General features: G+C 62.8%; 19 protein-coding genes. 11 read left to right on the top strand and 8 right to left on the bottom strand.

Going from position 1 to position 21,339, the window contains the following annotated elements:
• Nucleotides 1–7: 7 nt before the first annotated feature.
• Entirely contained in the window at nucleotides 8–1,201 is a 1,194-nt protein-coding gene (locus BMX85_RS20155; protein WP_090323819.1) for an HlyD family secretion protein, read from the bottom strand.
• Between the two features lie 130 nt (nucleotides 1,202–1,331).
• Between BMX85_RS20155 and BMX85_RS20160 the strand changes: the two genes are divergently transcribed.
• Together BMX85_RS20160 and BMX85_RS30200 are read left to right on the top strand one after the other, a co-directional pair.
• Entirely contained in the window at nucleotides 1,332–2,054 is a 723-nt protein-coding gene (locus BMX85_RS20160) for a TetR/AcrR family transcriptional regulator (RefSeq protein ID WP_090322847.1), read from the top strand.
• 54 nt (nucleotides 2,055–2,108) lie between these two features.
• Complete coding sequence (locus BMX85_RS30200) at nucleotides 2,109–2,291, top strand: hypothetical protein (protein WP_143068037.1); 183 nt, start codon at nucleotides 2,109–2,111, stop codon at nucleotides 2,289–2,291.
• Nucleotides 2,292–2,366: 75 nt separating this feature from the next.
• On the opposite strand, the gene BMX85_RS20165 is transcribed toward BMX85_RS30200, so the two are convergent.
• Entirely contained in the window at nucleotides 2,367–3,026 is a 660-nt protein-coding gene (locus tag BMX85_RS20165) for a thiol:disulfide interchange protein DsbA/DsbL (protein WP_090323820.1), read from the bottom strand.
• 131 nt (nucleotides 3,027–3,157) lie between these two features.
• On the opposite strand from BMX85_RS20165, the gene BMX85_RS20170 reads away from it, so the two are divergent.
• Entirely contained in the window at nucleotides 3,158–4,477 is a 1,320-nt protein-coding gene (locus BMX85_RS20170; protein WP_090322852.1) for a M20/M25/M40 family metallo-hydrolase, read from the top strand.
• Between the two features lie 30 nt (nucleotides 4,478–4,507).
• On the opposite strand, the gene BMX85_RS20175 is transcribed toward BMX85_RS20170, so the two are convergent.
• Nucleotides 4,508–5,419: a LysR family transcriptional regulator gene (locus tag BMX85_RS20175; RefSeq protein ID WP_090322855.1), complete on the bottom strand. Its 912-nt coding sequence runs from the start codon at nucleotides 5,417–5,419 to the stop codon at nucleotides 4,508–4,510.
• 95 nt (nucleotides 5,420–5,514) lie between these two features.
• Between BMX85_RS20175 and BMX85_RS20180 the strand changes: the two genes are divergently transcribed.
• The gene (locus BMX85_RS20180; protein ID WP_090322860.1) at nucleotides 5,515–5,943 is read left to right on the top strand and encodes a PACE efflux transporter; all 429 of its coding nucleotides are present in this window, start codon (nucleotides 5,515–5,517) and stop codon (nucleotides 5,941–5,943) included.
• Nucleotides 5,944–6,218: 275 nt separating this feature from the next.
• On the opposite strand, the gene BMX85_RS20185 is transcribed toward BMX85_RS20180, so the two are convergent.
• From BMX85_RS20185 to aceE, 4 genes are read right to left on the bottom strand one after another with little or no spacing between them, the layout of a single operon-like run.
• Nucleotides 6,219–6,608: a hypothetical protein gene (locus BMX85_RS20185; RefSeq protein WP_090322864.1), complete on the bottom strand. Its 390-nt coding sequence runs from the start codon at nucleotides 6,606–6,608 to the stop codon at nucleotides 6,219–6,221.
• 59 nt (nucleotides 6,609–6,667) lie between these two features.
• Nucleotides 6,668–8,467 (bottom strand): dihydrolipoyl dehydrogenase, encoded by a 1,800-nt coding sequence (lpdA, locus tag BMX85_RS20190; protein WP_090322867.1) that lies wholly within the window; start codon nucleotides 8,465–8,467, stop codon nucleotides 6,668–6,670.
• 9 nt (nucleotides 8,468–8,476) lie between these two features.
• Nucleotides 8,477–10,165 carry a dihydrolipoyllysine-residue acetyltransferase gene (aceF, locus tag BMX85_RS20195; RefSeq protein WP_090322870.1) on the bottom strand — a complete coding sequence of 563 codons (1,689 nt, stop codon included), beginning with the start codon at nucleotides 10,163–10,165 and terminating at the stop codon, nucleotides 8,477–8,479.
• Between the two features lie 21 nt (nucleotides 10,166–10,186).
• Entirely contained in the window at nucleotides 10,187–12,877 is a 2,691-nt protein-coding gene (aceE, locus tag BMX85_RS20200) for a pyruvate dehydrogenase (acetyl-transferring), homodimeric type (RefSeq protein WP_090322875.1), read from the bottom strand.
• 267 nt (nucleotides 12,878–13,144) lie between these two features.
• Here aceE and folD point away from each other — a divergent pair, with 267 nt between their 5' ends.
• The 5 genes from folD (at nucleotide 13,145) to BMX85_RS20225 (ending at nucleotide 18,504) form a co-directional block, all read left to right on the top strand.
• Nucleotides 13,145–13,990 carry a bifunctional methylenetetrahydrofolate dehydrogenase/methenyltetrahydrofolate cyclohydrolase FolD gene (gene folD, locus BMX85_RS20205; RefSeq protein ID WP_090322880.1) on the top strand — a complete coding sequence of 282 codons (846 nt, stop codon included), beginning with the start codon at nucleotides 13,145–13,147 and terminating at the stop codon, nucleotides 13,988–13,990.
• A 25-nt stretch (nucleotides 13,991–14,015) separates the two neighbouring features.
• Nucleotides 14,016–16,094 (top strand): M3 family metallopeptidase, encoded by a 2,079-nt coding sequence (locus tag BMX85_RS20210; protein ID WP_090323823.1) that lies wholly within the window; start codon nucleotides 14,016–14,018, stop codon nucleotides 16,092–16,094.
• A 179-nt stretch (nucleotides 16,095–16,273) separates the two neighbouring features.
• Nucleotides 16,274–16,699, top strand: a complete 426-nt coding sequence (locus BMX85_RS20215; RefSeq protein ID WP_090322883.1) for a DNA polymerase III subunit chi — start codon at nucleotides 16,274–16,276, stop codon at nucleotides 16,697–16,699.
• Nucleotides 16,696–17,106 carry a hypothetical protein gene (locus tag BMX85_RS20220; RefSeq protein WP_090322886.1) on the top strand — a complete coding sequence of 137 codons (411 nt, stop codon included), beginning with the start codon at nucleotides 16,696–16,698 and terminating at the stop codon, nucleotides 17,104–17,106. Before BMX85_RS20215 ends, BMX85_RS20220 begins: the two co-directional genes overlap by 4 nt.
• A gap of 255 nt (nucleotides 17,107–17,361) precedes the next feature.
• Entirely contained in the window at nucleotides 17,362–18,504 is a 1,143-nt protein-coding gene (locus BMX85_RS20225; RefSeq protein ID WP_090323826.1) for a branched-chain amino acid ABC transporter substrate-binding protein, read from the top strand.
• 68 nt (nucleotides 18,505–18,572) lie between these two features.
• On the opposite strand, the gene BMX85_RS20230 is transcribed toward BMX85_RS20225, so the two are convergent.
• Nucleotides 18,573–18,893, bottom strand: coding sequence for a c-type cytochrome (locus BMX85_RS20230; protein WP_090323828.1), 321 nt, complete (start codon nucleotides 18,891–18,893; stop codon nucleotides 18,573–18,575).
• Between the two features lie 199 nt (nucleotides 18,894–19,092).
• Here BMX85_RS20230 and BMX85_RS20235 point away from each other — a divergent pair, with 199 nt between their 5' ends.
• Both BMX85_RS20235 and BMX85_RS20240 read left to right on the top strand, forming a co-directional pair.
• Nucleotides 19,093–19,317: a TIGR04438 family Trp-rich protein gene (locus BMX85_RS20235; protein ID WP_090322889.1), complete on the top strand. Its 225-nt coding sequence runs from the start codon at nucleotides 19,093–19,095 to the stop codon at nucleotides 19,315–19,317.
• 291 nt (nucleotides 19,318–19,608) lie between these two features.
• On the top strand, nucleotides 19,609–21,309 hold the full coding sequence (locus BMX85_RS20240) for a methyl-accepting chemotaxis protein (RefSeq protein WP_229210579.1): 1,701 nt from the start codon (nucleotides 19,609–19,611) through the stop codon (nucleotides 21,307–21,309).
• The last annotated feature ends 30 nt before the right edge of the window (nucleotides 21,310–21,339 follow it).

Genomic DNA, 21,339 nt, shown 5'->3' on the forward strand with positions numbered 1-21,339 from the left:
TGGCTCCTTAGTGCGCCGCGACTTTGGACGGTGCCGCGGCGTGCGCCTTGGCCTCGTTATCCTGCTTCAGCGACACTTCGGCGATCGCCGACATGCCCGGCACCAGGCGGCCGTTCAGGGCCTTGATGTCCTCCGGCTTGAACACGATCTTGACCGGCACGCGCTGGACGATCTTGGTGAAGTTACCGGTCGCGTTATCGGCCGGCAGCAGCGCGAACTGCGCGCCCGACGCCGGCGCGAAGCTCTCGACGGTGCCGATCAATTCCTTGCCCGGCATCGCATCGATGCTCACTTTGACTTCCTGGCCCTTTTGCAGCTCGGCCAACTGGGTTTCCTTGAAGTTCGCGGTCAGCCAAACGTTGTCCTGCACGATGGCGGTGATCTGCTGGCCCGGTTGCAGGCGCTGGCCCACTTCGATGGTGCGCTTGCCGATACGGCCGCCGACCGGCGCCAGGATCTGGTTATAGGCCAGCTGCTGCTGCGCGTCCTTGAGCTGCACGCGCAGCACGTCGACCTGCGCCTTGAGCACGTCGCGCGCCGACCGGGCGGCCGCGATCTGCGCCTTGGCGGCCGAGGCGCTGTCCTTGCGTGCATTGAGGTCGGCGATGGCGCTGGCGCGGCCGGCGACGGCGGTGTCCAGTTCCGATTTCGAGACGGCCTTCATCTGGCTGTTATACAGCTGGCCGAAACGCTCGGCGTCCTGGTTCGCGCGCACCAACTGGGCCTGCGACTGCGCCACCTGCGCGGCCGAGGCGCTGGCCTGGGCCTGGGTCTGGGCGATCTGCGCCTCGGACTGCACCACCTGCTGCTCGGCCGACGCGATCTGCGCCTGGATCTGCTCCACTTTCACGCGCTGGTCGAACGGATCGAGTTCGGCGATGACATCGCCCTCGCGCACGATCTGGTTGTCGTCGATCAGCACCTTGGTGACCACGCCGGAAATGCGCGACGACACCGGGGTGACGTGGCCGGCGACGTAGGCGTTTTCCGTCTCGACGAAATAATGGCTGCGGTACCACATGCGTCCACCGGCGGCCAGGGCGGCGATGGCGATCAGGCCGGCGATGACCAGCACTTTGCGATTCGGCTTGGCCGGACCGGCGGGCGCCGTGGCCGTCGCGGCTGGCGCGCCGGGAGCACCCGCGGCCTGTGCCGGTGGCACGGCGCTGAGTATCTTTTGTTGTTCTTGTGGATTCGACATGTGTTGCTCCGCATAAATGAAATGGAATAAGGTCATTATTCGCCTGTTCAATTCCAAAGTCAAGAAATGAAACGATTGCATTTCATTTTTATTTGGACTAGCATGACCGCATTCGTTATCATTAGGCGCCATGAAAATTCCCGACCTACACACCAGCGCGATTTCCGCGCCTGGGGAGCTCGACTGCCCCGACGAGGCCGTCGCCGATCCGTGCTCGCCCTGCTTCGGCAAGGCTGCGGGACGCCCGCGCGCGGCCGACAAGGAAGCACGCCATCGGGCGCTGCTGCATACGGCAAAGAACTTGTTCCTGGAAAAGGGCTATAGCAAGGTCAGTCTTGAAATGATCGCCCGCGAAGCCCATGTGGCGGTACGGACGATCTACGTCAAGTTCGGCGGCAAGGCCGGGTTGTTGAGCGCCATCATCAGCGAGGGCCGCGCGCATTTCTTTGCCGATATGGCCAGCATGGAAACGGACCCGCGTCCGCTGGAGGAAATCCTCGGCGACTTCTCGCTGCGGTTCCTGGAACTGGTGTCGCTGCCGTCGTTCATCAGCCTGCACCGCATGGTGGTGGCCGAGGCGCTCAGCACGCCGGAGCTGGCGGACACTTTCTATCAGGCCGGACCGCGGCAATCGCGCGAGCAATTGAAGCGCCTGTTCGTGCGGCCGGAGATCCGCGCCCGGCTGCGGCCGGAACTGGGGCTGGAAATGGTGGCGGTTCACCTGACCAATTGCCTGCTGGGCGACCACATGACGCGCCTGCTGTACCCCAGCCACTCGTCGCCGACCACCGATGAGTTGCGCCAGCGCGCGACCGATGGCCTCGATCTGTTCTTGCGCAGCGTGCTACGTTAGAAGCTGTGCAACTTTGCGGTTTGTTCTATACTTGTTTTTTAAATTGGAGCACACATGAGCAAAATGAATCGACTGGACTGGAGCAAACAAGTAACGCTCATGAATGAGCGCATCAAGAACTTCCAGGCCAATCCCGGGCAGGAACAGCTGGACGCCGTGGTCCAGGAATTGAAGGCGTATGCCGAAGCCGCGCGCACGGGCGGCATCGAAATCCCGACCCGTTTCACGGTCAATTAAGCAAACCGCAAAAACACGCAGGGCGGATCAGCGGGAACCGCGTAATCCGCCATGCCGGCGCCGTCGGCGGCCAGCTTACTTGCGCGACATCGCCACCAGCGCGTCCAGCACCTGCAAGGTGGCCTGGTTCAACTGCTGGCGCGGGATCTGGCCGGGATTGCTGCTATCGACCATGGTCGGATTGGTCAGGTAGCGGCCATTGACGATCAAGGTCGGCGTGCTGTTGACCTCGTATGTGGCGGCCACGCGGCCCGCGTTCTTCAAGCGGGTGATGATCGCAAACGAGTTATACACCGCCAAGAACTTCTGCTTGTCGATGCCGTTCTTGACGGCCCAATTGATGTTGTCCTCGTCGCTCTTCAGGCGCTGGCGCTCGACGTGCCAGGTGCTCAGCACTTTGGCGTGCATCGACTCTTCCAGCTTCATCGCCTCCAAGGTCAGGAACAAATGCGCCTCCGGATCGTTGGCGCCCGTCAGCGGCAAGTGGATGCGGCGGAACACGATGTTATCCCCCTGCTTCTTCACCCAATCCAGCATGGCCGGCTCCAGCGCGTAGCACGCCGGACAGTGGTACATGAAGAACTCGATGACCTCGACTTTTTTGCCTTCGGCCTGCACCGGCTGGGGCGCCTTCAAGGTGGTGTACTCGGCGCCGTTCTTCGGCGCGGTTGGCGAGGCAAAGGCGGCGCCGGCCATCAAGGCGGCGGCGGCGAAAACGAATTTCAAGCGAAACATGGTCATCCTTTAAAAAAATCGGCAATGGGAATATACCAGCTTCCCGCGCCGCGCGGCGACCGTGGCCGCCCAAAACCGCCGTCGGCTACAATTGCTAACAACTGATACCGATCGCGCCACCCGGAACCCCGATGAAAATGACACCGTTCGCCCTCGCCGCACTGGCCTTGTCGCTGGCCTTGCCGCTGGCCGTTTGCGGCCACGCCCACGCCGCCGCGCTCTCCCCCACCGAGCAGAAAATCGTCGACGCGGTCAAAGCGCACGCGCCGCAAGGACTGCAACTGCTGGAGCGCTCGGTCAACATCAACAGCGGCACGATGAACCACGACGGCGTGCGCGAGGTGGGCAAGCTGTTTCGCGAACAGTTCGACCAGCTGGGCTTCGCCACGCGCTGGATCGACATGCCGCCGGCTGTGCGGCGCGCCGGCCACCTGGTGGCCACGCGCGAGGGCAAGCGTGGCAAGCGCCTGCTGCTGATCGGCCATCTCGACACGGTATTTGAAAAAGACAGCCCGGTGCAGCTGTGGAAGCGCGAAGGAGACCGCGTGCGCGGCCAGGGCGTCAACGACATGAAGGGTGGCGACGTCGTGATCATCGAAGCGCTGCGGGCGCTGCACAAGGCCGGGGCGCTGGACGACACCACCATCACCGTCATGTTCACCGGCGACGAGGAAGACGCAGGCGAACCGATCGACATCTCGCGCGCGGACATGGTGGCCGCCGCCAAACGCAGCCATATCGCGCTCGCCTTCGAGGGCACGGTGCGCGACAAGGACGGCAAGGACACCGGCACCATAGGCCGCCGCGCGTCGTCGTCGTGGGAGCTGGAAGTCAAGGGCAGGCAAGGCCACACCAGCGGCATCTTCAGCGAGAAAGCCGGCTATGGCGCGGTGTACGAGGCCGCGCGCATCCTCGACGGCTTCCGCCAGCAGGTGATCGAACCGGATCTGACCTTCAGTCCGGGCCTGATTTTGGGCGGCACCGATGTCGACGTCGATGCCGTCGGCGACAAAGGCCAGGCCTCCGGCAAGACCAACGTCATCTCCCGCGTCGCCACGGTCAGGGGCGATCTGCGCTATCTGAGCTACGAACAGCGCGACCGCGCGCGCGCGCGGATGCGCGCCATCGTCGACCAGAACCTGCCGGGCACCAGCGCCAGCATCGTCTTCCACGACGCCTACCCGCCGATGGCGCCGACCGCCGGCAACATCGCGGTTTTGAAGGCGTACTCGCAGGCCAGCAAGGACGCCGGCCTGGGGGAGATCCCCGCCCTGCCGCCGGGCCAGCGCGGCGCCGGCGACATCCAGTTCATCGCGCCGCTGATCGACAGCCTCGATGGCTTGGGCGTGAGCGGCAACGGCGCGCACTCGCCAGACGAGGACCTGGAGATCGCCTCGGTCGAACGTGCCACGATACGCACGGCGCTCCTGCTCTACCGGCTAACGCGCTGACCTCTCATTTAAAACCCATCAGAGTGACTCTCATGGATGCCCCGGCCGCGCCTCCAGCCCCGCGATATCCTTCATCAGCGCGATCAACCGCTTCGCCCCCAGCCCCAGCGGCCGGTCATTAAGCCACACCACATCCACCCACAACCGCAGCTGATTACTCATGCTGGCGAAATCGATGCCGAGCAGCTCACCATCCGCCACCAGCGGCGCCACCAGCCGGCGCGGCAGGAAAGCCCACCCCAGCCCCGCCTGCACCATGCCCAACGTGGCGAGGTGGCTATCGGTGCGCCACAGCTTGCGCGACACCAGCACCCGCATATCCTCCTCGTGCGCCTCGCGGCTGACGATGGCGATCTGCCGCATGTCAACCAGGTCCTCCAGCCGAAAGTGGCCATTGCGCTCGCGCGCCAGCGGATGGCGCGGCGAAATCACCGCCACCAGCACCTCGCTGCCCAACTCCTGGAAGCTCTCGTGTTCATCGACCTGCGGGCGCTCATAGAGCAGCGCAAGTTGCGCCGTCCCGTCGTGCAGCATGCGCCGGGCGTCGGCCTGCGGCGCCGACAGCACCTCCACTTCCAGCGACGGGAATTCGTCCGCCAGCCGCGCCAGCGGATCGCTCCACGCGGCCGATAACAGCTCCGGCGCGATGACCAGTGTCAGACGCCGCTCCATGCCCTGGTGCAGCGACAGCGCGTGCGCCTGCAAGCGGCGCAGCTGTCCAGCCAACTGCCGCGCCTCCGGCTCCAGCGCGCGCGCCATCGGGGTGGGCAGCGCCTGGCGCGAGCCGCGCTCGAACAGCTCCAGCCCCAACTCCGCCTCGAGATGGCCGACGGCCATGCTGACGGCCGACGGCACCCGTCCAAGCGCGCGCGCGGCGGCGGAGAAGGAACCGTGATCGATGACGGCAAGGAAAAGTTGAACGTTGTCGCTGGAAAAGGCCATCGGGCTATACTGTCAGAAAAACTGATACCTGTCGACTTTTTCAATCAAAAATACTCAACTATGATGTCATCCATAGTTTTTTGAGAGGAAATATCATGCAGGGTTTAAAAAGAAAAATCGTCTATGTCTCGTTGTTCGAGCTGTTTGCCGTCGCGCTCACCAGCAGCTTTTTGATGCTGCTGGCCGGACATGACGCGGCCCATTCGGGGGTGGCGGCGATCGCCTCGTCCACCATCGCGGTGGTCTGGAATTTTATTTACAACTACCTGTTCGAGGCCTGGGAATCGCGCCAGGCCACGCGCGGCCGCAGCGTCGCACGACGCGCCGCGCACGCCATCGGTTTCGAGGGCGGCCTGGTGGCGGTACTGGTGCCGTTGTTCGCCTGGTGGCTCGACATCTCGCTGTGGGAAGCGCTGGTGCTGGACCTTGGCCTGGTGGTGTTCTTCATGATCTACACTTTCCTGTTCAGCCTGGTCTTCGACCGTGTGTTCGGCCTGCCCGCGTCGGCGCAAGCCGTTGGCTGACCGGAAAATATACTACCATCACTATTCTTTGCGAAAGTGCAAGTTCGGCCGATCACTCCGGGCTCATCATGAATAGACACACACCACTATTCATTCCGGAGGAACCATGAACGATCTAATCGACGTACTGTTGTTAAGTCTCGCCAATCTGATCATCCTGACGATACTCTTGATAAGAACCGACGCGCAACTGCAGAAGATCAGAAGTATCGAGTCGTTTTTGGCCAAGATGTTCGGCAAGGCCTCCGGCAAACCAGACGAAGGCGTTCGCGCTGCTACTGCGGAAGTAGCGCCGTCAAAAACGTCGCAGCCAGCACGCCAAGGCCAACCATCAAAGCGTAGGCGATAAGGGCCATCACCGCCCCGCCCTTGCCGCCCACTGGCGCGCCGGCCGCAGTGCGCGCACGCGACGACAGAAACCAGGCGCCCAGGCCGACCTGGATCACCAGCCCGACCGCCACCAGCACCGTCAGCGGCACCGCGTTACCCGATAGGCGGTTAAGCAGCGTGCCCAACCCCAGCACCGTCAATAAAATCAAACTGAAGATACAGGCGTCGCGCCAGCTCAGGCGCGCGCGCTTGTACAAGAAAGCGGCCAGCTTGTTGATGCTCGTGTAAAGCGCGACCGAGACCAGCAGCGGGACGATGGAGGGAAACGAAGACATGTGGAACCTGACAATAAAAAAACCGGGAACGAGTCCCGGTTTCGTGATGATGCGATAACTTAGCGCTTGCGCGGCGGCGGCAGGTCGGTGCAGACGCCTTCGTACACTTCGGCGGCCATGCCGATCGACTCGCCCAGGGTCGGGTGGGGATGGATCGTCTTGCCGATGTCGGTGCCGTCGCAACCCATCTCGATCGCCAGGGCGATCTCGCCGATCATGTCGCCGGCGTGCGTGCCGACGATGGTGCCGCCGATGATGCGGTGCGTTTCAGCGTCGAACAGCAGCTTGGTGAAGCCCTCTGCGCGGCCGTTGGCCACGGCGCGGCCGCTTGCGGCCCAAGGGAAGTGGCCCTTCTCGACCTTGATGCCCTTGGCTTTCGCTTCGTCCTCGGTGATGCCGGCCCATGCCACTTCCGGATCGGTGTAGGCCACCGATGGAATCACCTTCACGTCGAAGTGCGACTTCTGGCCGGCGGCGGCTTCCGCCGCAACGTGGCCTTCGTGCACCGCCTTGTGCGCCAGCATAGGCTGGCCCACCAGGTCGCCGATGGCGAAGATGTTCGGCACGTTGGTGCGCATCTGGCTGTCGACCGGGATGAAGCCACGGTCGGTGACGGCCACGCCGGCCTTGTCGGCGGCGATCTTCTTGCCGTTCGGGCTGCGGCCGACGGCGACCAGCACCAGATCGTAGACCTGCGGCGCCGGCGCGGTGGCGCCGGCTTCGGCGGCTTCGAACGTGACTTTGATCCCTTCCGGCAGCGCTTCAACGCCGACGGTCTTGGTCTTGGTCATGATGTTATCGAAGCGCTTCTCGTTGAACTTCTGCCAGACCTTGACCGCGTCGCGGTCGGCGCCCTGCATTAAGCCGTCCATCATTTCGACGACGTCGATGCGCGCGCCGAAGGTCGAGTACACGGTGGCCATTTCCAGGCCGATGATGCCGCCGCCGATGACCAGCATGCGTTTCGGGATCTGGCGCAGCTCCAGCGCGCCGGTCGAATCGACGATGCGTGGATCTTCCGGCACGAACGGCAGCTTCACAACCGCCGAACCGGCGGCGATGATGGCCTGCTTGAACTGCACGACCTTCTTGCTGCCGTCGCCGGCGGTCACTTCGATGTGGTTCGCGCTCAGGAACTGGCCGACGCCTGTGACGATTTGCGTCTTGCGGGCCTTGGCCATGCCGGCCAGACCGCCGGTCATGTTCTTGATGACGCCTTCCTTGTACTTGCGCACCTGGTCGATGTCGATGGTCGGCTTGGCGAAGGTAACGCCGGTGTTGGACATGTGCGACGTCTCGTCGATCACCGACGCCACGTGCAGCAGCGCCTTCGACGGGATGCAACCGACGTTCAGGCACACGCCGCCCAGCGTTTCGTAACGCTCGACGATGACCGTGTTCAGGCCCAGATCGGCGGCGCGGAACGCGGCGGAGTAACCGCCGGGACCGCCACCGAGGACCATCATGTCGCAGTCGATGTCGACCTGGCCGGAATAGCTGCTACCGGCCGGCGCGGCGATCGGCGCCGCGGCTGCCGGAGCGGCGGCTGGAGCAGGTGCAGGTGCAGGTGCAGCGGCGGCAGGCGCCGGCGCGGCCGCGGCTGGAGCCGCGGCGGCGGCACCTGCCGCCTCCTCGACCACCAGCAGCAACACGCCTTCCTTGACCTTGTCGCCAACCTTGACTTTGACTTCCTTCACCACACCTGCGTGCGACGAAGGGACTTCCATGCTCGCTTTGTCCGATTCGACGGTCACCAGCGACTGATCGACCTTGATCGTGTCGCCAACCTTGACCATCACCTCGATCACTTCAACTTCTGCGAAGTCGCCGATGTTCGGCACTTTCACTTCTGTGGTCATAGTCGCTCCTTACAGCAGAATTTTGCGCATGTCGCCGAGCACTTCGCTCAGGTACACGGAGAAGCGAGCACCCATCGCGCCGTCGACCACGCGGTGGTCGTAGGACAGCGAGGTACCCATCATCAGGCGGGGCTGGAAGGCCTTGCCGTCCCACACCGGCTTGATCGACGCCTTGGACAAGCCGAGGATCGCCACTTCCGGCGCGTTGACGATAGGCGTGAAGTGCGTGCCGCCGATGCCGCCCAGCGACGAGATGGTGAAGCTGGCGCCTTGCATATCGGTCGGTTTCAGCTTGCCTTCGCGCGCTTGCAGCGACAGGTCGGTCATTTCCTTGGCGATCTGCGAGACCGATTTCTGGTCGGCGTTCTTGATCACCGGGACCACCAGGCCGTTCGGCGTATCGGCCGCGAAGCCGACGTTGTAGTACTGCTTGAGGATCAGGTTTTCACCCTTCTCGTCGAGCGAGGCATTAAACGACGGGAATTTCTTCAGCGCGGCGACCGATGCCTTGATGACGAAGGCCAGCATGGTCAGCTTGGCGGCGTCCTTGTTCTTGGCGTTGGCGTTGTTGGTCTCGACGCGGAATGCTTCCAGATCGGTGATGTCGGCTTCGTCGAACTGCGTGACGTGCGGGATCTGAACCCAGTTGCGGTGCAGGTTCGGGCCACTGATCTTCTTGATGCGCGACAGCGGCAGCAGTTCGGTAGGACCGAATTTGCTGAAGTCCAGCGACGGCCATGGCAGCACGCTGAAGTTACCGCCACCACCCACACCGGAACCACCGCTGGCGGCGCCCGAAGGAGCGGCCACGGTGCCGGCGATCACACCCTTGACGTAGTTCTGCACGTCGATCTGGGTGATGCGGCCCTTGGGACCGGAGCCCGGCACCTTCAGCAGGTCGACGCCGAGTTCGCGGGCGAACTTGCGGATCGACGGCGATGCGTGCGCCAGCTTGCCGGTTTGGACCGAGCCTTGCGACGCGGCCGGCGCGGCGGCCGCAGCGGCGGCGGGAGCCGCCGTAGGCGCAGGCGCGGCTGCGGCAGGCGCAGGCGCCGAAGCGGCTGCTGCCGGAGCAGGCGCCGAAGCCGCCGGAGCGGCAGCGCCGCCGGTGGCTTCAACCACCAGCACGATCGAACCCATGGCGACCTTGTCGCCGACCTTGATCTTCACTTCCTTCACCACACCAGCGTGCGACGAAGGGATTTCCATGCTGGCCTTGTCCGATTCCACGGTCAGCAGCGATTGATCGACCTTGATCGTGTCGCCGACTTTGACCATCACTTCGATGACTTCCACTTCCTTGAAGTCGCCGATGTCCGGCACTTTGACTTCGACCGGGCCGGCCGAAGCGGCTGGCGCGGCGGCCGGTGCCGGTGCCGCAGCAGGAGCAGCAGCGGCGGCTGGCGCCGGCGCAGCAGCGGCAGCGGCCGGCGCGGCGGCCGCCGGAGCAGCTGCGGCTCCCTCGGCTTCCAGCAACAACAGCAGCGAACCCTCGGCGACCTTGTCGCCGACCTTGACCTTGATTTCCTTGACCACGCCGGCGGCGGACGAAGGAATCTCCATGCTGGCCTTATCCGATTCAACGGTGATCAGCGACTGATCGACCTTGATCGTGTCGCCGACCTTGATCATCAACTCAATGATTTCAACTTCCTTGAAATCGCCGATATCCGGGACTTTAACTTCCACAATGCTCATAGCGTTTGCTCCGTATTCTATTTATTGGGTCACCGGATTTGGCTTGTTCGGATTCAGGCCGTACTTGACGACTGCTTCCTCAACCACCTTGACGTCGATCTTGCCTTCTTCGGCCAGCGATTTCAGCGCGGCGACCGTGATGTAGTAACGGTTCACCTCGAAGAATTCGCGCAGCGCGGCGCGGGTGTCCGAACGGCCGAAACCATCGGTGCCCAGCACGCGGTAGGTGCGGTCCTTCGGAATGAAGGCGCGGATCTGTTCAGCAAAGGCGCGCATGTAGTCGGTCGTCGCAACGATAGGACCGGAGGTATCCTTCAGCAGCTGCGTCACGTAAGGCACACGGGCTTCCTTGGTCGGGTTGACCAGGTTCCAGCGCTCGGCGTCCTGGCCGTCGCGGGCCACCAAGGTCAGCGACGGAGCGGACCACACGTCGGCGGCGATGTTCCAGTCGTTCTTCAGCAGTTCGGCGGCGAAGATCGATTCGCGCAGGATGGTGCCGGAGCCGATCAGTTGCACGCGCTGCTTGGCGGCCTTGTCGCCCTCCTGCAGCAGGTACATGCCCTTCAGGATGCCCTGTTCCTGGCCAGGCTTGATGCCCGGGTGCGGGTAGTTCTCGTTCATGATGGTGATGTAGTAGAACACGTCTTCCTGTTCTTCCACCATGCGGCGCATACCGTCCTGGATGATCACGGCGACTTCGTGGCCGAAGGTCGGATCGTAGGGCATGCAGTTCGGGACGGCCGCCGCGAACAGGTGGCTATGGCCGTCTTCGTGCTGCAGGCCTTCGCCGTTCAAGGTCGTACGGCCGGCGGTGCCGCCCATCAGGAAGCCGCGCGAACGCATGTCGGCCGCTGCCCACACCAAGTCGCCGATGCGCTGCATACCGAACATCGAGTAGTAGGTGTAGAACGGGATCATCACGCGGTTGTTGGTCGAGTACGACGTCGCCGCGGCGATCCACGAGCTCATACCACCGGCTTCGTTGATACCCTCTTGCAGGATCTGGCCGGCCTTGTCCTCGCGGTAGTACATGACCTGGTCTTTGTCGACCGGCTCGTACAACTGGCCTTGCTGGTTGAAGATACCGACCTGGCGGAACAAGCCTTCCATACCGAAGGTGCGCGACTCGTCGACCAGGATCGGAACGATGCGCGAACCGACGCTAGGGTCTTTCAGCAGCGTGGTCAGGATACGCACGAAGGTCTGGGTGCTCGATACTTCACGGCCTTCGGCGGTCGCGTCCAGCACGTTCTGGAAGGCGCTCAGTGGCGGCACGGTCAGTTTTTCGTCGGCTTGCTGGCGGCGGGCCGGCAGGTAGCCGCCCAGCGCGGCGCGGCGCTCGTGCAGGTACTTGATTTCCGGCGCGTCGTCGGCCGGCTTGTAGAACGGGATGTCGGCCAGCTTGTCGTCCGGGATCGGGATCGAGTAGCGGTCGCGCATTTCGCGCACGGCTTCGTCGGTCAGCTTCTTGGTGTTGTGCGCGGTGTTGCGCGCTTCGCCGTGCTTGCCCATGCCGAAGCCCTTGATGGTTTTCACCAGCAGGACGGTCGGCTGACCTTTGTGCTCTTGCGCGACCTTGAAGGCGGCGTAGATCTTGTGCGGATCGTGGCCGCCACGGGTCAGGCGCCAGATGTCGTCGTCGGTCATGTTGGCGACCATCTCGAGCAGCTTCGGATGCTTGCCGAAGAAGTTCTTGCGCACGTAGGCGCCGTCCTTGGCCTTGTAGTTCTGGTATTCGCCGTCCAGCGTTTCCATCATCACCTTGCGCAGGATGCCGTCCTTGTCCTGTTTCAGCAGCGCGTCCCAACCCGGACCCCAGATGACTTTGACGACGTTCCAGCCAGCGCCGCGGAAGTCCGCTTCCAGCTCTTGAATGATCTTGCCGTTGCCGCGCACCGGACCGTCCAGACGCTGCAGGTTGCAGTTGACGACGATGACCAGGTTGTCCAGCTTCTCGCGCGCGGCCATGCCGATCGCGCCCAGCGATTCCGGCTCGTCCATCTCGCCGTCGCCGCAGAAGGCCCAGACCTTGCGGTCGGTGGTGTCGGCGATCGAGCGCGCGTGCAGGTACTTCAGGAAGCGCGCCTGGTAGATCGCCATCAGCGGGCCCAGGCCCATCGACACGGTCGGGAACTGCCAGAAGTCCGGCATCAGTTTCGGGTGCGGATACGACGACAGACCCTTGCCGTCGACTTCGCGTCGGTAATGGGTCAGTTGTTCTTCGGTCAGGCGGCCTTCGAGGAACGCGCGGGCGTAGACGCCGGGCGACGAGTGGCCCTGGATGTACAGCAGGTCGCCGCCGTGGCTTTCGCTCGGCGCTTTCCAGAAGTGGTTGAAGCCGATGCCCAGCATGTTGGCCAGCGAGGCGAACGAGGACAGGTGGCCGCCGAGGTCGCCGTCGACGCGGTTGGCCTTGACGACCATCGCCATGGCGTTCCAGCGCATCCACGAGCGCAGCTTCTCTTCGTATTCCAGGTTGCCCGGGCAATGCACTTCCATGCTGGTCGGGATGGTGTTGACGTAGGCGGTGTTGGCTGAGAACGGGATGTCCGAGCCGCTTTGGCGGGCCAGGTCGATCAGGCGTTCCATCAGGTAATGAGCACGTTCAGGCCCCTCTTGTTCCAGCACCGCGGCCAGAGCATCCAACCATTCTTTGGTTTCTTGCGAATCAGGGTCGGTGTTTGCCGTTACCTGGTCAAGTTGAGCTGACATGTATTAAGTCTCCTGAGTTGAGTGCCCGTTTATACCGTTCTGGGCCGTTGGAACGCTGTCTTTAATGAATTATTTACTATTACTTCAATGACGTGTGGGGATTCTAACAGTGATTTTTTGGTTTTTCAAACTATGATACGACATTTCGTATCGTGAAATTTCCCTATGAAAATCTTGTGCGGCGCAACATGGCAAACCCCACGGAAACGCGGCGCGGCGCGCCTTGGCGCTTTATAATCCTGCTTTCCTCTCCAACCTGGTTAAATCATGCCTGCTCAACTGATCGACGGAATCGCCCTCTCCCAAAAACTGCGCGCGGAAATTGCTGCACGTGCTGCCGCCCTCACCGCCCAAGGCAAGAAACCCGGCCTGGCCGTGATCCTGGTCGGCGACGACCCGGCCAGCCACGTCTACGTGCGCAACAAGGTCAAGGGTTGCGAGGACGCCGGCTTTTACTCGTTGAAGGAGCAATACCCGGCCGACCTGACCGAGGCCGCGCTGCTCGAGCGCATCGCCGCGCTGAACGCCGATCCGGCCATCCACGGCATCCTGGTGCAAATGCCGCTGCCCAAACATATCAACCCGCACAAGGTCATCGAGGCGATCTCGACCACCAAGGACGTCGACGGCTACTCGGTGCTCAGCGCCGGCGAACTGATGACGGGCCTGGAAGGCTTCCGTCCGTGCACCCCGTACGGCTGCATGAAACTGATCGAAAGCACCGGCGTCGACCTGCGCGGCAAGCACGCGGTCGTCATCGGCCGCAGCAACACCGTCGGCAAGCCGATGGCGCTGCTGCTCTTGCAAGCCAACGCCACCGTCACCATCTGTCATAGCGCGACCCCGGATCTGGGCCTGTACACCCGCCAGGCCGATGTCGTGGTGGCCGCCGTCGGCCGCCGCAACACCTTGACCGCCGACATGGTCAAGCCGGGCGCCATCGTCATCGACGTCGGCATGAACCGCGACGACGCCGGCAAGCTGTGCGGCGACGTGGATTTTGCCGGTGTTAAGGAAGTGGCGTCGCACATCACGCCGGTGCCGGGCGGCGTCGGTCCGATGACGATCACGATGCTGTTAATGAACACGGTGGAAGCGGCAGAACGTAGTTAATCCCTCACATTATTTGGAAGCCGACATGACCACAGACGCAAGCAATCCCCTACTCGATTTCTCCGGCCTGGCGCGTTTCGACGCGATCAAGCCCGAGCATGTCACCCCGGCCATCGACGAGCTGCTGGCCAAGAGCCGCGCCGTCGTCGAGCAGTTGCAGACCCCGTCGGCGCAGGTGACGTGGGAGAACTTCGTCACGCCGCTGGAGAACGCCACCGAGCTGCTGGGACGCGCCTGGGGCATCGTCAGCCATCTGAACAATGTCGTCGACACGCCCGAACTGCGCGCGGCCTTCAACGAAAACCAGCCCAAGGTCACCGAGTTCTGGACCGCGCTGGCGCAGAACGAGGCGCTGTTCGACCAATACAAGGCGCTGCGCGCCTCGCCCGAGTTCGCGACCTTGTCGCCGGCGCGCAAGCGCATCGTCGACAACGCCATCCGCGATTTCCGCATGGGCGGCGCCGAATTGCCTGCCGATAAGAAGGAACGCTTCGCCGCCATCCAGGAAGAGCACGCGTCGGTGTCGACCCGCTTCTCCGAAAACGTGCTCGACGCCACCAACGATTACAAGTTGCTGGTGACCGACGAGGCCGACCTGGCCGGCCTGCCGGACGACGCCAAGGCCGCCGCCCGCGCCGCCGCCGAGAAGGACGGCAAGCAAGGCTTCCAGTTCACGCTGCACTTCCCTTCCTACTACCCGATCCTGCAGTTCGCCCACAAGCGCGACCTGCGCGAGACCGTCTACCGCGCCAACGCCACCAAGGCGTCCGAGCAGGGCGAGGTGTTCAGCAAGAAGGATGAGTGGGACAACACGCAAAACATCGTCACCCTGCTCAAGCTGCGCGACGAGGAAGCCAAGCTGCTCGGCTACAAGAACTTCGCCGAAGTGTCGCTGGTGCCGAAGATGGCCAAGTCGCCGGACGAGGTGGTCAACTTCCTCGAAGACCTGGCCAAGCGAGCCCGTCCGTTCGCCGAGAAGGACCTGGAAGAGCTGCGCCAGTTCGCCAAGGCCGAACTGGGCATCGACGAACTGCGGGCGTGGGACATTCCGTACGCGTCCGAGAAGCTGCAGGAACGGCGTTACGCGTTCTCCGCCCAGGAAGTCAAACAGTACTTCCCGGAACACAAGGTCGTCGACGGCCTGTTCCGCCTGATCCAGAACCTGTTCACGGTCGAGATCAAGCCGGACGACGCGCCGGTGTGGCACAAGGACGTGCGCTTCTTCCGCATCGAACGCGATGGCAAGCTGATCGGCCAGTTCTACCTGGACCTGTACGCGCGCGCCGGCAAGAGCGGCGGCGCCTGGATGGACGACGCCCGTGGCCGCCGCGCCGACAAGCAGAGCGTGCAAACGCCGATCGCCTACCTGACCTGCAACTTCACCGAACCGGCCGTGGTCGACGGCAAGGCGCAGCCGGCGCTGTTCACGCACGATGAAGTGATCACCTTGTTCCACGAGTTCGGCCACGGCCTGCACCACATGCTGACGGCGGTCGACGAGCTGGGCGTGTCGGGCATCTCCGGCGTCGAGTGGGACGCGGTCGAACTGCCGTCGCAGTTCATGGAAAACTTCTGCTGGGAATGGGAAGTGCTGGAGCACATGACGGCCCACGCCGTCACCGGCGAACCGCTGCCGCGCGCGCTGTACGACAAGATGCTGGCGGCGAAGAATTTCCAGTCCGGCTTGCAGACCTTGCGCCAGGTCGAGTTCTCGCTGCTCGACATGCACCTGCACTACGACTACGACGCCGGCACCGGCAAAACCGTGCAGCAGTTGATCGACGAAGTGCGCGCCAAGTTCGCGCTGATCATTCCGCCGGCGTTCAACCGCTTCCAGAATTCCTTCGGCCACATTTTCGCCGGCGGCTACGCGGCCGGCTACTACAGCTACAAGTGGGCCGAGGTGCTGTCCGCCGACGCCTACGCGGCCTTCGAGGAAGCCAAGGCGCTGGGTCCGGCGGCCACCACGGAAACGGGCAAGCGCTATCTGCGCGAGATCCTGTCGGTCGGCGGCTCGCGGCCGGCGCTCGAATCGTTCACCGCCTTCCGCGGCCGCGAGCCGAGCATCGACGCGCTGCTGCGGCACAGCGGTATGGCCGCCTGACCAGACTTCGTCTAAACGATATACCGCCGCGCGCATCGCCAGCCGATGTCGCGCGGCATTTTCTTTTTCGGCGCGGTCGATAGCAACATCGATGCCAGCGCCAAAAACGGTTTTCGCATAAACTGGAATCACGCGGCCCGCGCCGCATGCATTCCCCTCTACAGAACAGAACAACAGCCATGACACGCATCGATTTCCACACCAACGTGCCGGACAAGATCGCCTACGCCTGCCGGCTGGTGCGCAAGGCCTGGGCGGCCAACCATCGCGTGGTGCTGATGGCGGAAGATGAGGCACAACTGAACGAACTTAACGCGGCGATGTGGACATTTTCGGCGACCGACTTCCTGCCCCACGTGCTGGCCGGCGATCCGCTCGCGCCGCACACGCCGATCGTACTCACCGACAACGATGAGGCGGAATTACCACACACCGAATTATTAGTAAATTTGTCGCGCCGCGCTCCGGCCAGGGTTGCCGGGTTCGAGCGCATGATCGAAGTGATTTCCTCCGACGAGGATGATGCGGCCGCCGGCCGCAAGCGCTATGTCGCCTACAAGCAGCAAGACTATCCACTTACCCACTTTGTCACAGGAAAATCATGAGCCAAGCCCAATCGTTTGACGCCAGTATCCCTGTATTGACGGAAGTCCTCAAAGCCGAGCCGCTGGGCGGGGACCTGCTGCCCGGCGAGACGGCCAACGCGCCGCTCGCCACCTCCACCCGCGCCGAGATGGCCGCGCAGCTCGAAGCCGACGCCGTCGACGGCTGGAGCGACGCCGAATGGGCGATGCTGGAACACCGCCTGTCCGAGCGCATCATGGGCAAGCTGCAATCGCGGGTCGACTTCGTGCTCGAGCAGCGCATCAAGGACAGCATGGCCGAGGTGTTGACGCACGCGCTGCACGGCCTGACCAACGAGATCCGCATCGGCCTGCACGACACCATCGAAAAGATCGTCGCCCGCGCCGTGTCGCAGGAACTGACGCATCTGCAAGCGCAGAAGAAATAATCCTCCATCCTCCAGATCCGCGCCCGGACGGTGCGCGGATCGCCCCGTTTGCGCGCACCGCCGCACCAATTTTGGTAATGCATCATAGATAGCCGTACCAATTCTGGATCTGTATCAGCAAAGCGCAAAACTTTCGCACTTCTTTCGTGTTTCCTCCTTTGCGCGGGCAATTATTTGTTGTACCTTTTGGCCTTGCAGAAAAAACTGCGGCGTTCACAAGACAGCCGTCGACTATTCAACCATTGGAGAATGTATATGCTGTTCAAATCTAAATTCATTCCACTCGCCATCGCCCTGGCTTTCGCCGGCAGCGCCAGTGCGCAAGAAGTGATCAAGATCGGCCACGTCGGCCCGGTCTCGGGTCCGTCGGCTCACCTGGGCAAGGACAATGAAAACGGCGCCAAGATGGCCGTCGAGGAATTGAACGCCAAAGGCTTCAAGATCGACGGCAAGCCGGTCAAGTTTGTTCTGCAACTGGAAGACGACGCCAGCGATCCGAAGCAAGGCACGGCGGTCGCGCAGAAGCTGGTCGACGCCAAGGTCAACGGCGTGATCGGCCACTTGAACTCGGGCACCAGCATCCCGGCCTCGAAGATCTACTACGACGCCGGCATTCCACAGATTTCGCCTGCCACCACGCAGACCAAGTACACGCAGCAAGGCTTCAACTCGACGTTCCGCGTGGTCGCCAACGACGCCAAGCTGGGCAGCACGCTGGGTTCCTACGCGGTCGGCAAGATGGGCGCCAAGAAAATCGCCGTCATCGACGACCGCACCGCCTACGGCCAGGGCGTCGCCGACGAATTCATCAAGGGCGCAAAAAAAGCGCTGCCGGGCGTGCAAATCGTCGGCAAGGAATTCACCAACGACAAGGCCACCGACTTCAACGCCATCCTGACCACCATCAAGGGCAAGAATCCGGACCTGGTGTTCTTCGGCGGCATGGACTCGGTCGGCGGCCCGCTGCTGCGCCAGATGAAGGCGCTGGGCATCAAGGCCAAGTACATGGGCGGCGACGGCATCTGCACCGAGCCGTTCGCCAAGCTGGCCGGCGACGCCGCCACCAACGGCACGGTGATTTGCGCCGAAGCGGGCGGCGTCTCGCCGGAGCAGCAAAAGAACATGGACGACTTCGTCGCCCGCTACAAAAAGAAATACAACGCCGACGTGCAGATCTACGCGCCGTACGTGTACGACGCCATCATGACGATGGCCACCGCCATGGCCGACGCCAAATCGTCGCAGCCGGCCAAGTACCTGCCGTTCCTGCACAAGATCAAGTACCAGGGCGTGACCGGCCTGATCTCGTTCGACACCAAAGGCGACATCAAGGACGGCGCGCTGACCTTGTACACCTACACCGACGGCAAGAAAACCAAGGTCGAAGTGGTCAAATAAACTGCCCGCCGTCGGGTAAACGCAAAACGCACCCGAGGGTGCGTTTTTTTATGCCGACCAGAAGTGGATTACTTCTGCGCCAGTACCCATTTGACCAGGGTCTTGGCTTCCGCCTCGCTCACCTGCGGATTGGCCGGCATCGGGATCGCGCCCCAGGTGCCCGAGCCGCCCTTGATCACTTTGGTGACCAGCTTGCCTTCGGCGTCCTTTTGACCGGCGTATTTCGCCGCCACGTCCTTATAGGCCGGGCCGACCAGCTTGGTCGCGACCGCATGGCACGCCATGCAGTTCTTGGCCTTCGCCAGATCCAGGCCGGCATCCGCCATCGCCGACGACGATGCAAAAGCCGTGGCCACTACCATCCCTACCATCATCAAATTGCGCTTCATCATGCTCTCCAGTGTTTGTGCCATCAATGCGTCCATCAATGCGTGCTATCAATTTCGTGTTTTCGATCCGCCAATCATTCTACCGCGTTTTGCCTTTGTGCATTTAACGCATAAACCACCCAAGGGTTGACCTGACATTAGAATATTGCTCCCAGTAAAGCTGGAATCTTTGTAAGATGAGGGCAGGAGGAAAACCATCATGCCGATCATTTTGCTCATCGTGGCGCTGTGCGGGCTGCGTTATTTTGAAGTGTGGAAGTTCGCCCAGCTCTCGTGGTGGTGGATCGTCGCGTTGAGCGTGTTCGCCTTCGTCTGGTTCGAATTTCTGGAACCGCTGTTTGGCCTGGACAAACGCAAAGCGCACAACGAAGACGAACGGCGCCGCCAGGCCCGCGTAAAAGATAACTTCGACAAGAAGTCGTAACACCGCAACAGTGGCCGCACAGCCCGCCACGCTCTTTTTCTGTTGCACGATGCAAGTCGCCCGTCCGCGCCGGTAGTGTCGCGCTCGGCTTCTTGCCTGTCACAGCCTCTAACTATGCCTTCTTTGGGCCGCCGTCAATGCCGGCGCGCATTGTTGCATCTCAACAAAAAGTGACTATTGGAGACTATTTGAGGCAAAGCACTCACTAAGATCAATTGTCCGATATGCGGAATTCTTATTTGCATATGCGGATCATGATGGACCTTAGGAGGAAGTATGAACGCGCGTAACATGACAATTGCGAAACGGCTGGGCATGGGATTTGGCCTCGTTTCGGTGTTCCTCATCGTAGTGATAGCGCTCGGGTTGGTCAGCATGCGCCAGATCCAGGGCCGCATGGACGAGATCATCAACGTCAACGGCGTCGAAACCCGGCTCGCCCAGACCATGGATTTGACCGTCACCGAGCGCGCACTGGCGATGCGCAATCTGATTTTGTTGAAAGAAGATAAAGAGATCCAGATCGAGATCAAGCGCATCGCCGAGCAGGAGAAAAAATACACCGCCGCCCAGGACAAGCTGGTGCAGATGTTCGGCGCGCAGGCGGAAACCTCGGCCGAGGAAAAGCAGCTGCTGGACCAGATCAAGAAGCAGGCCGCGCTGGCCGCCCCCTTCATCGCGCGCGCCGCCGCGCTGGCGCTGGAGCAAAAACAGGACGACGCGTACAAACTGCTGCGCTACGAATTCCGCCCGGTGCAACGCGCCTGGTGGGACATGATCCGCAAGCTGATCGCCGTCGAGGAGCAGCAGAACCTGGAAGCCACCCAGGCCGCCGCCGCGGCCTATGAACGGGCGCGCACGGTGATGCTGATCATCGGCTCGCTGGCCCTGCTGACCAGCCTGGTCGCCGCCGTGATGATCACGCGCGGCGTGGTGCGCGAACTGGGCTGCGAGCCGGAGCACGCCGCCGAGATCGCCGGCCAGATCGCCGCCGGCAACCTGGCCGTGCAGATCGACACCAAGCCGGGCGACGACCACAGCCTGCTGTTCGCGATGCGCTCGATGCGCGACAGCCTGGCGCAGATCGTCACCCAGGTGCACGCCAGCACCGAAACCATCTCCACCGCCGCCAGCCAGATCGCCTCCGGCAACCTCGACCTGTCCTCGCGCACCGAGCAGCAGGCCAGCACGCTGGAGGAAACCGCCTCGTCGATGGAGGAGTTGACCAGCACCGTGCGCCTGAACACCGACCACGCGCGCCAGGCCAACGGCCTGGCCGAATCGGCCTCCTCGGTGGCGGTCAAGGGCGGCGCCGTGGTCGCGCAAGTGGTCGACACGATGGCCGCCATCAATATCTCGGCGCGCAAGATCGTCGATATCATCGGCGTCATCGACGGCATCGCCTTCCAGACCAATATCCTGGCGCTGAACGCGGCCGTCGAGGCGGCGCGCGCCGGCGAGCAGGGACGCGGCTTCGCCGTCGTGGCGACCGAGGTGCGCAATCTGGCGCAGCGCTCGGCGGCGGCGGCCAAGGAGATCAAAGACCTGATCGGCGATTCGGTCGACAAGGTCGAAGCGGGCAACCGCCTGGTCGAGCAGGCCGGTTCGACGATGCATGAGGTGGTCGCCAGCGTCAAGCGCGTGACCGACATCATGTCCGAGATCATGTCGGCCAGCCAGGAGCAGTCGAACGGCATCGAACAAATCAACACCGCCGTCACCCAGATGGACGACGTGACGCAGCAGAACGCCGCGCTGGTCGAGGAGGCGGCGGCCGCCGCGCAGGCGATGCAGGAACAGGTCAACAGCCTCAATCAGGTGGTCGGCATCTTCCGCGTCGAGGCGCAAGCCGGCGCGCGGCGCCCGCCGATGAAGGCGCTGGCCAAGGCGGCGCCGGTTCAGCGTCTGGCGCACGCGCCGTCACGCCCGCCGGCCAAGCCGGCCAAGGCCAAGGCGCCGGCCTTGGCTTCGGACAGCTGGGAACAATTTTAAGTCGCCACGCCACCCGCCAACGGAGAAACG

The organism is Duganella sp. CF517 (assembly GCF_900110275.1).
Taxonomy (GTDB): Bacteria; Pseudomonadota; Gammaproteobacteria; order Burkholderiales; family Burkholderiaceae_D; genus Rugamonas.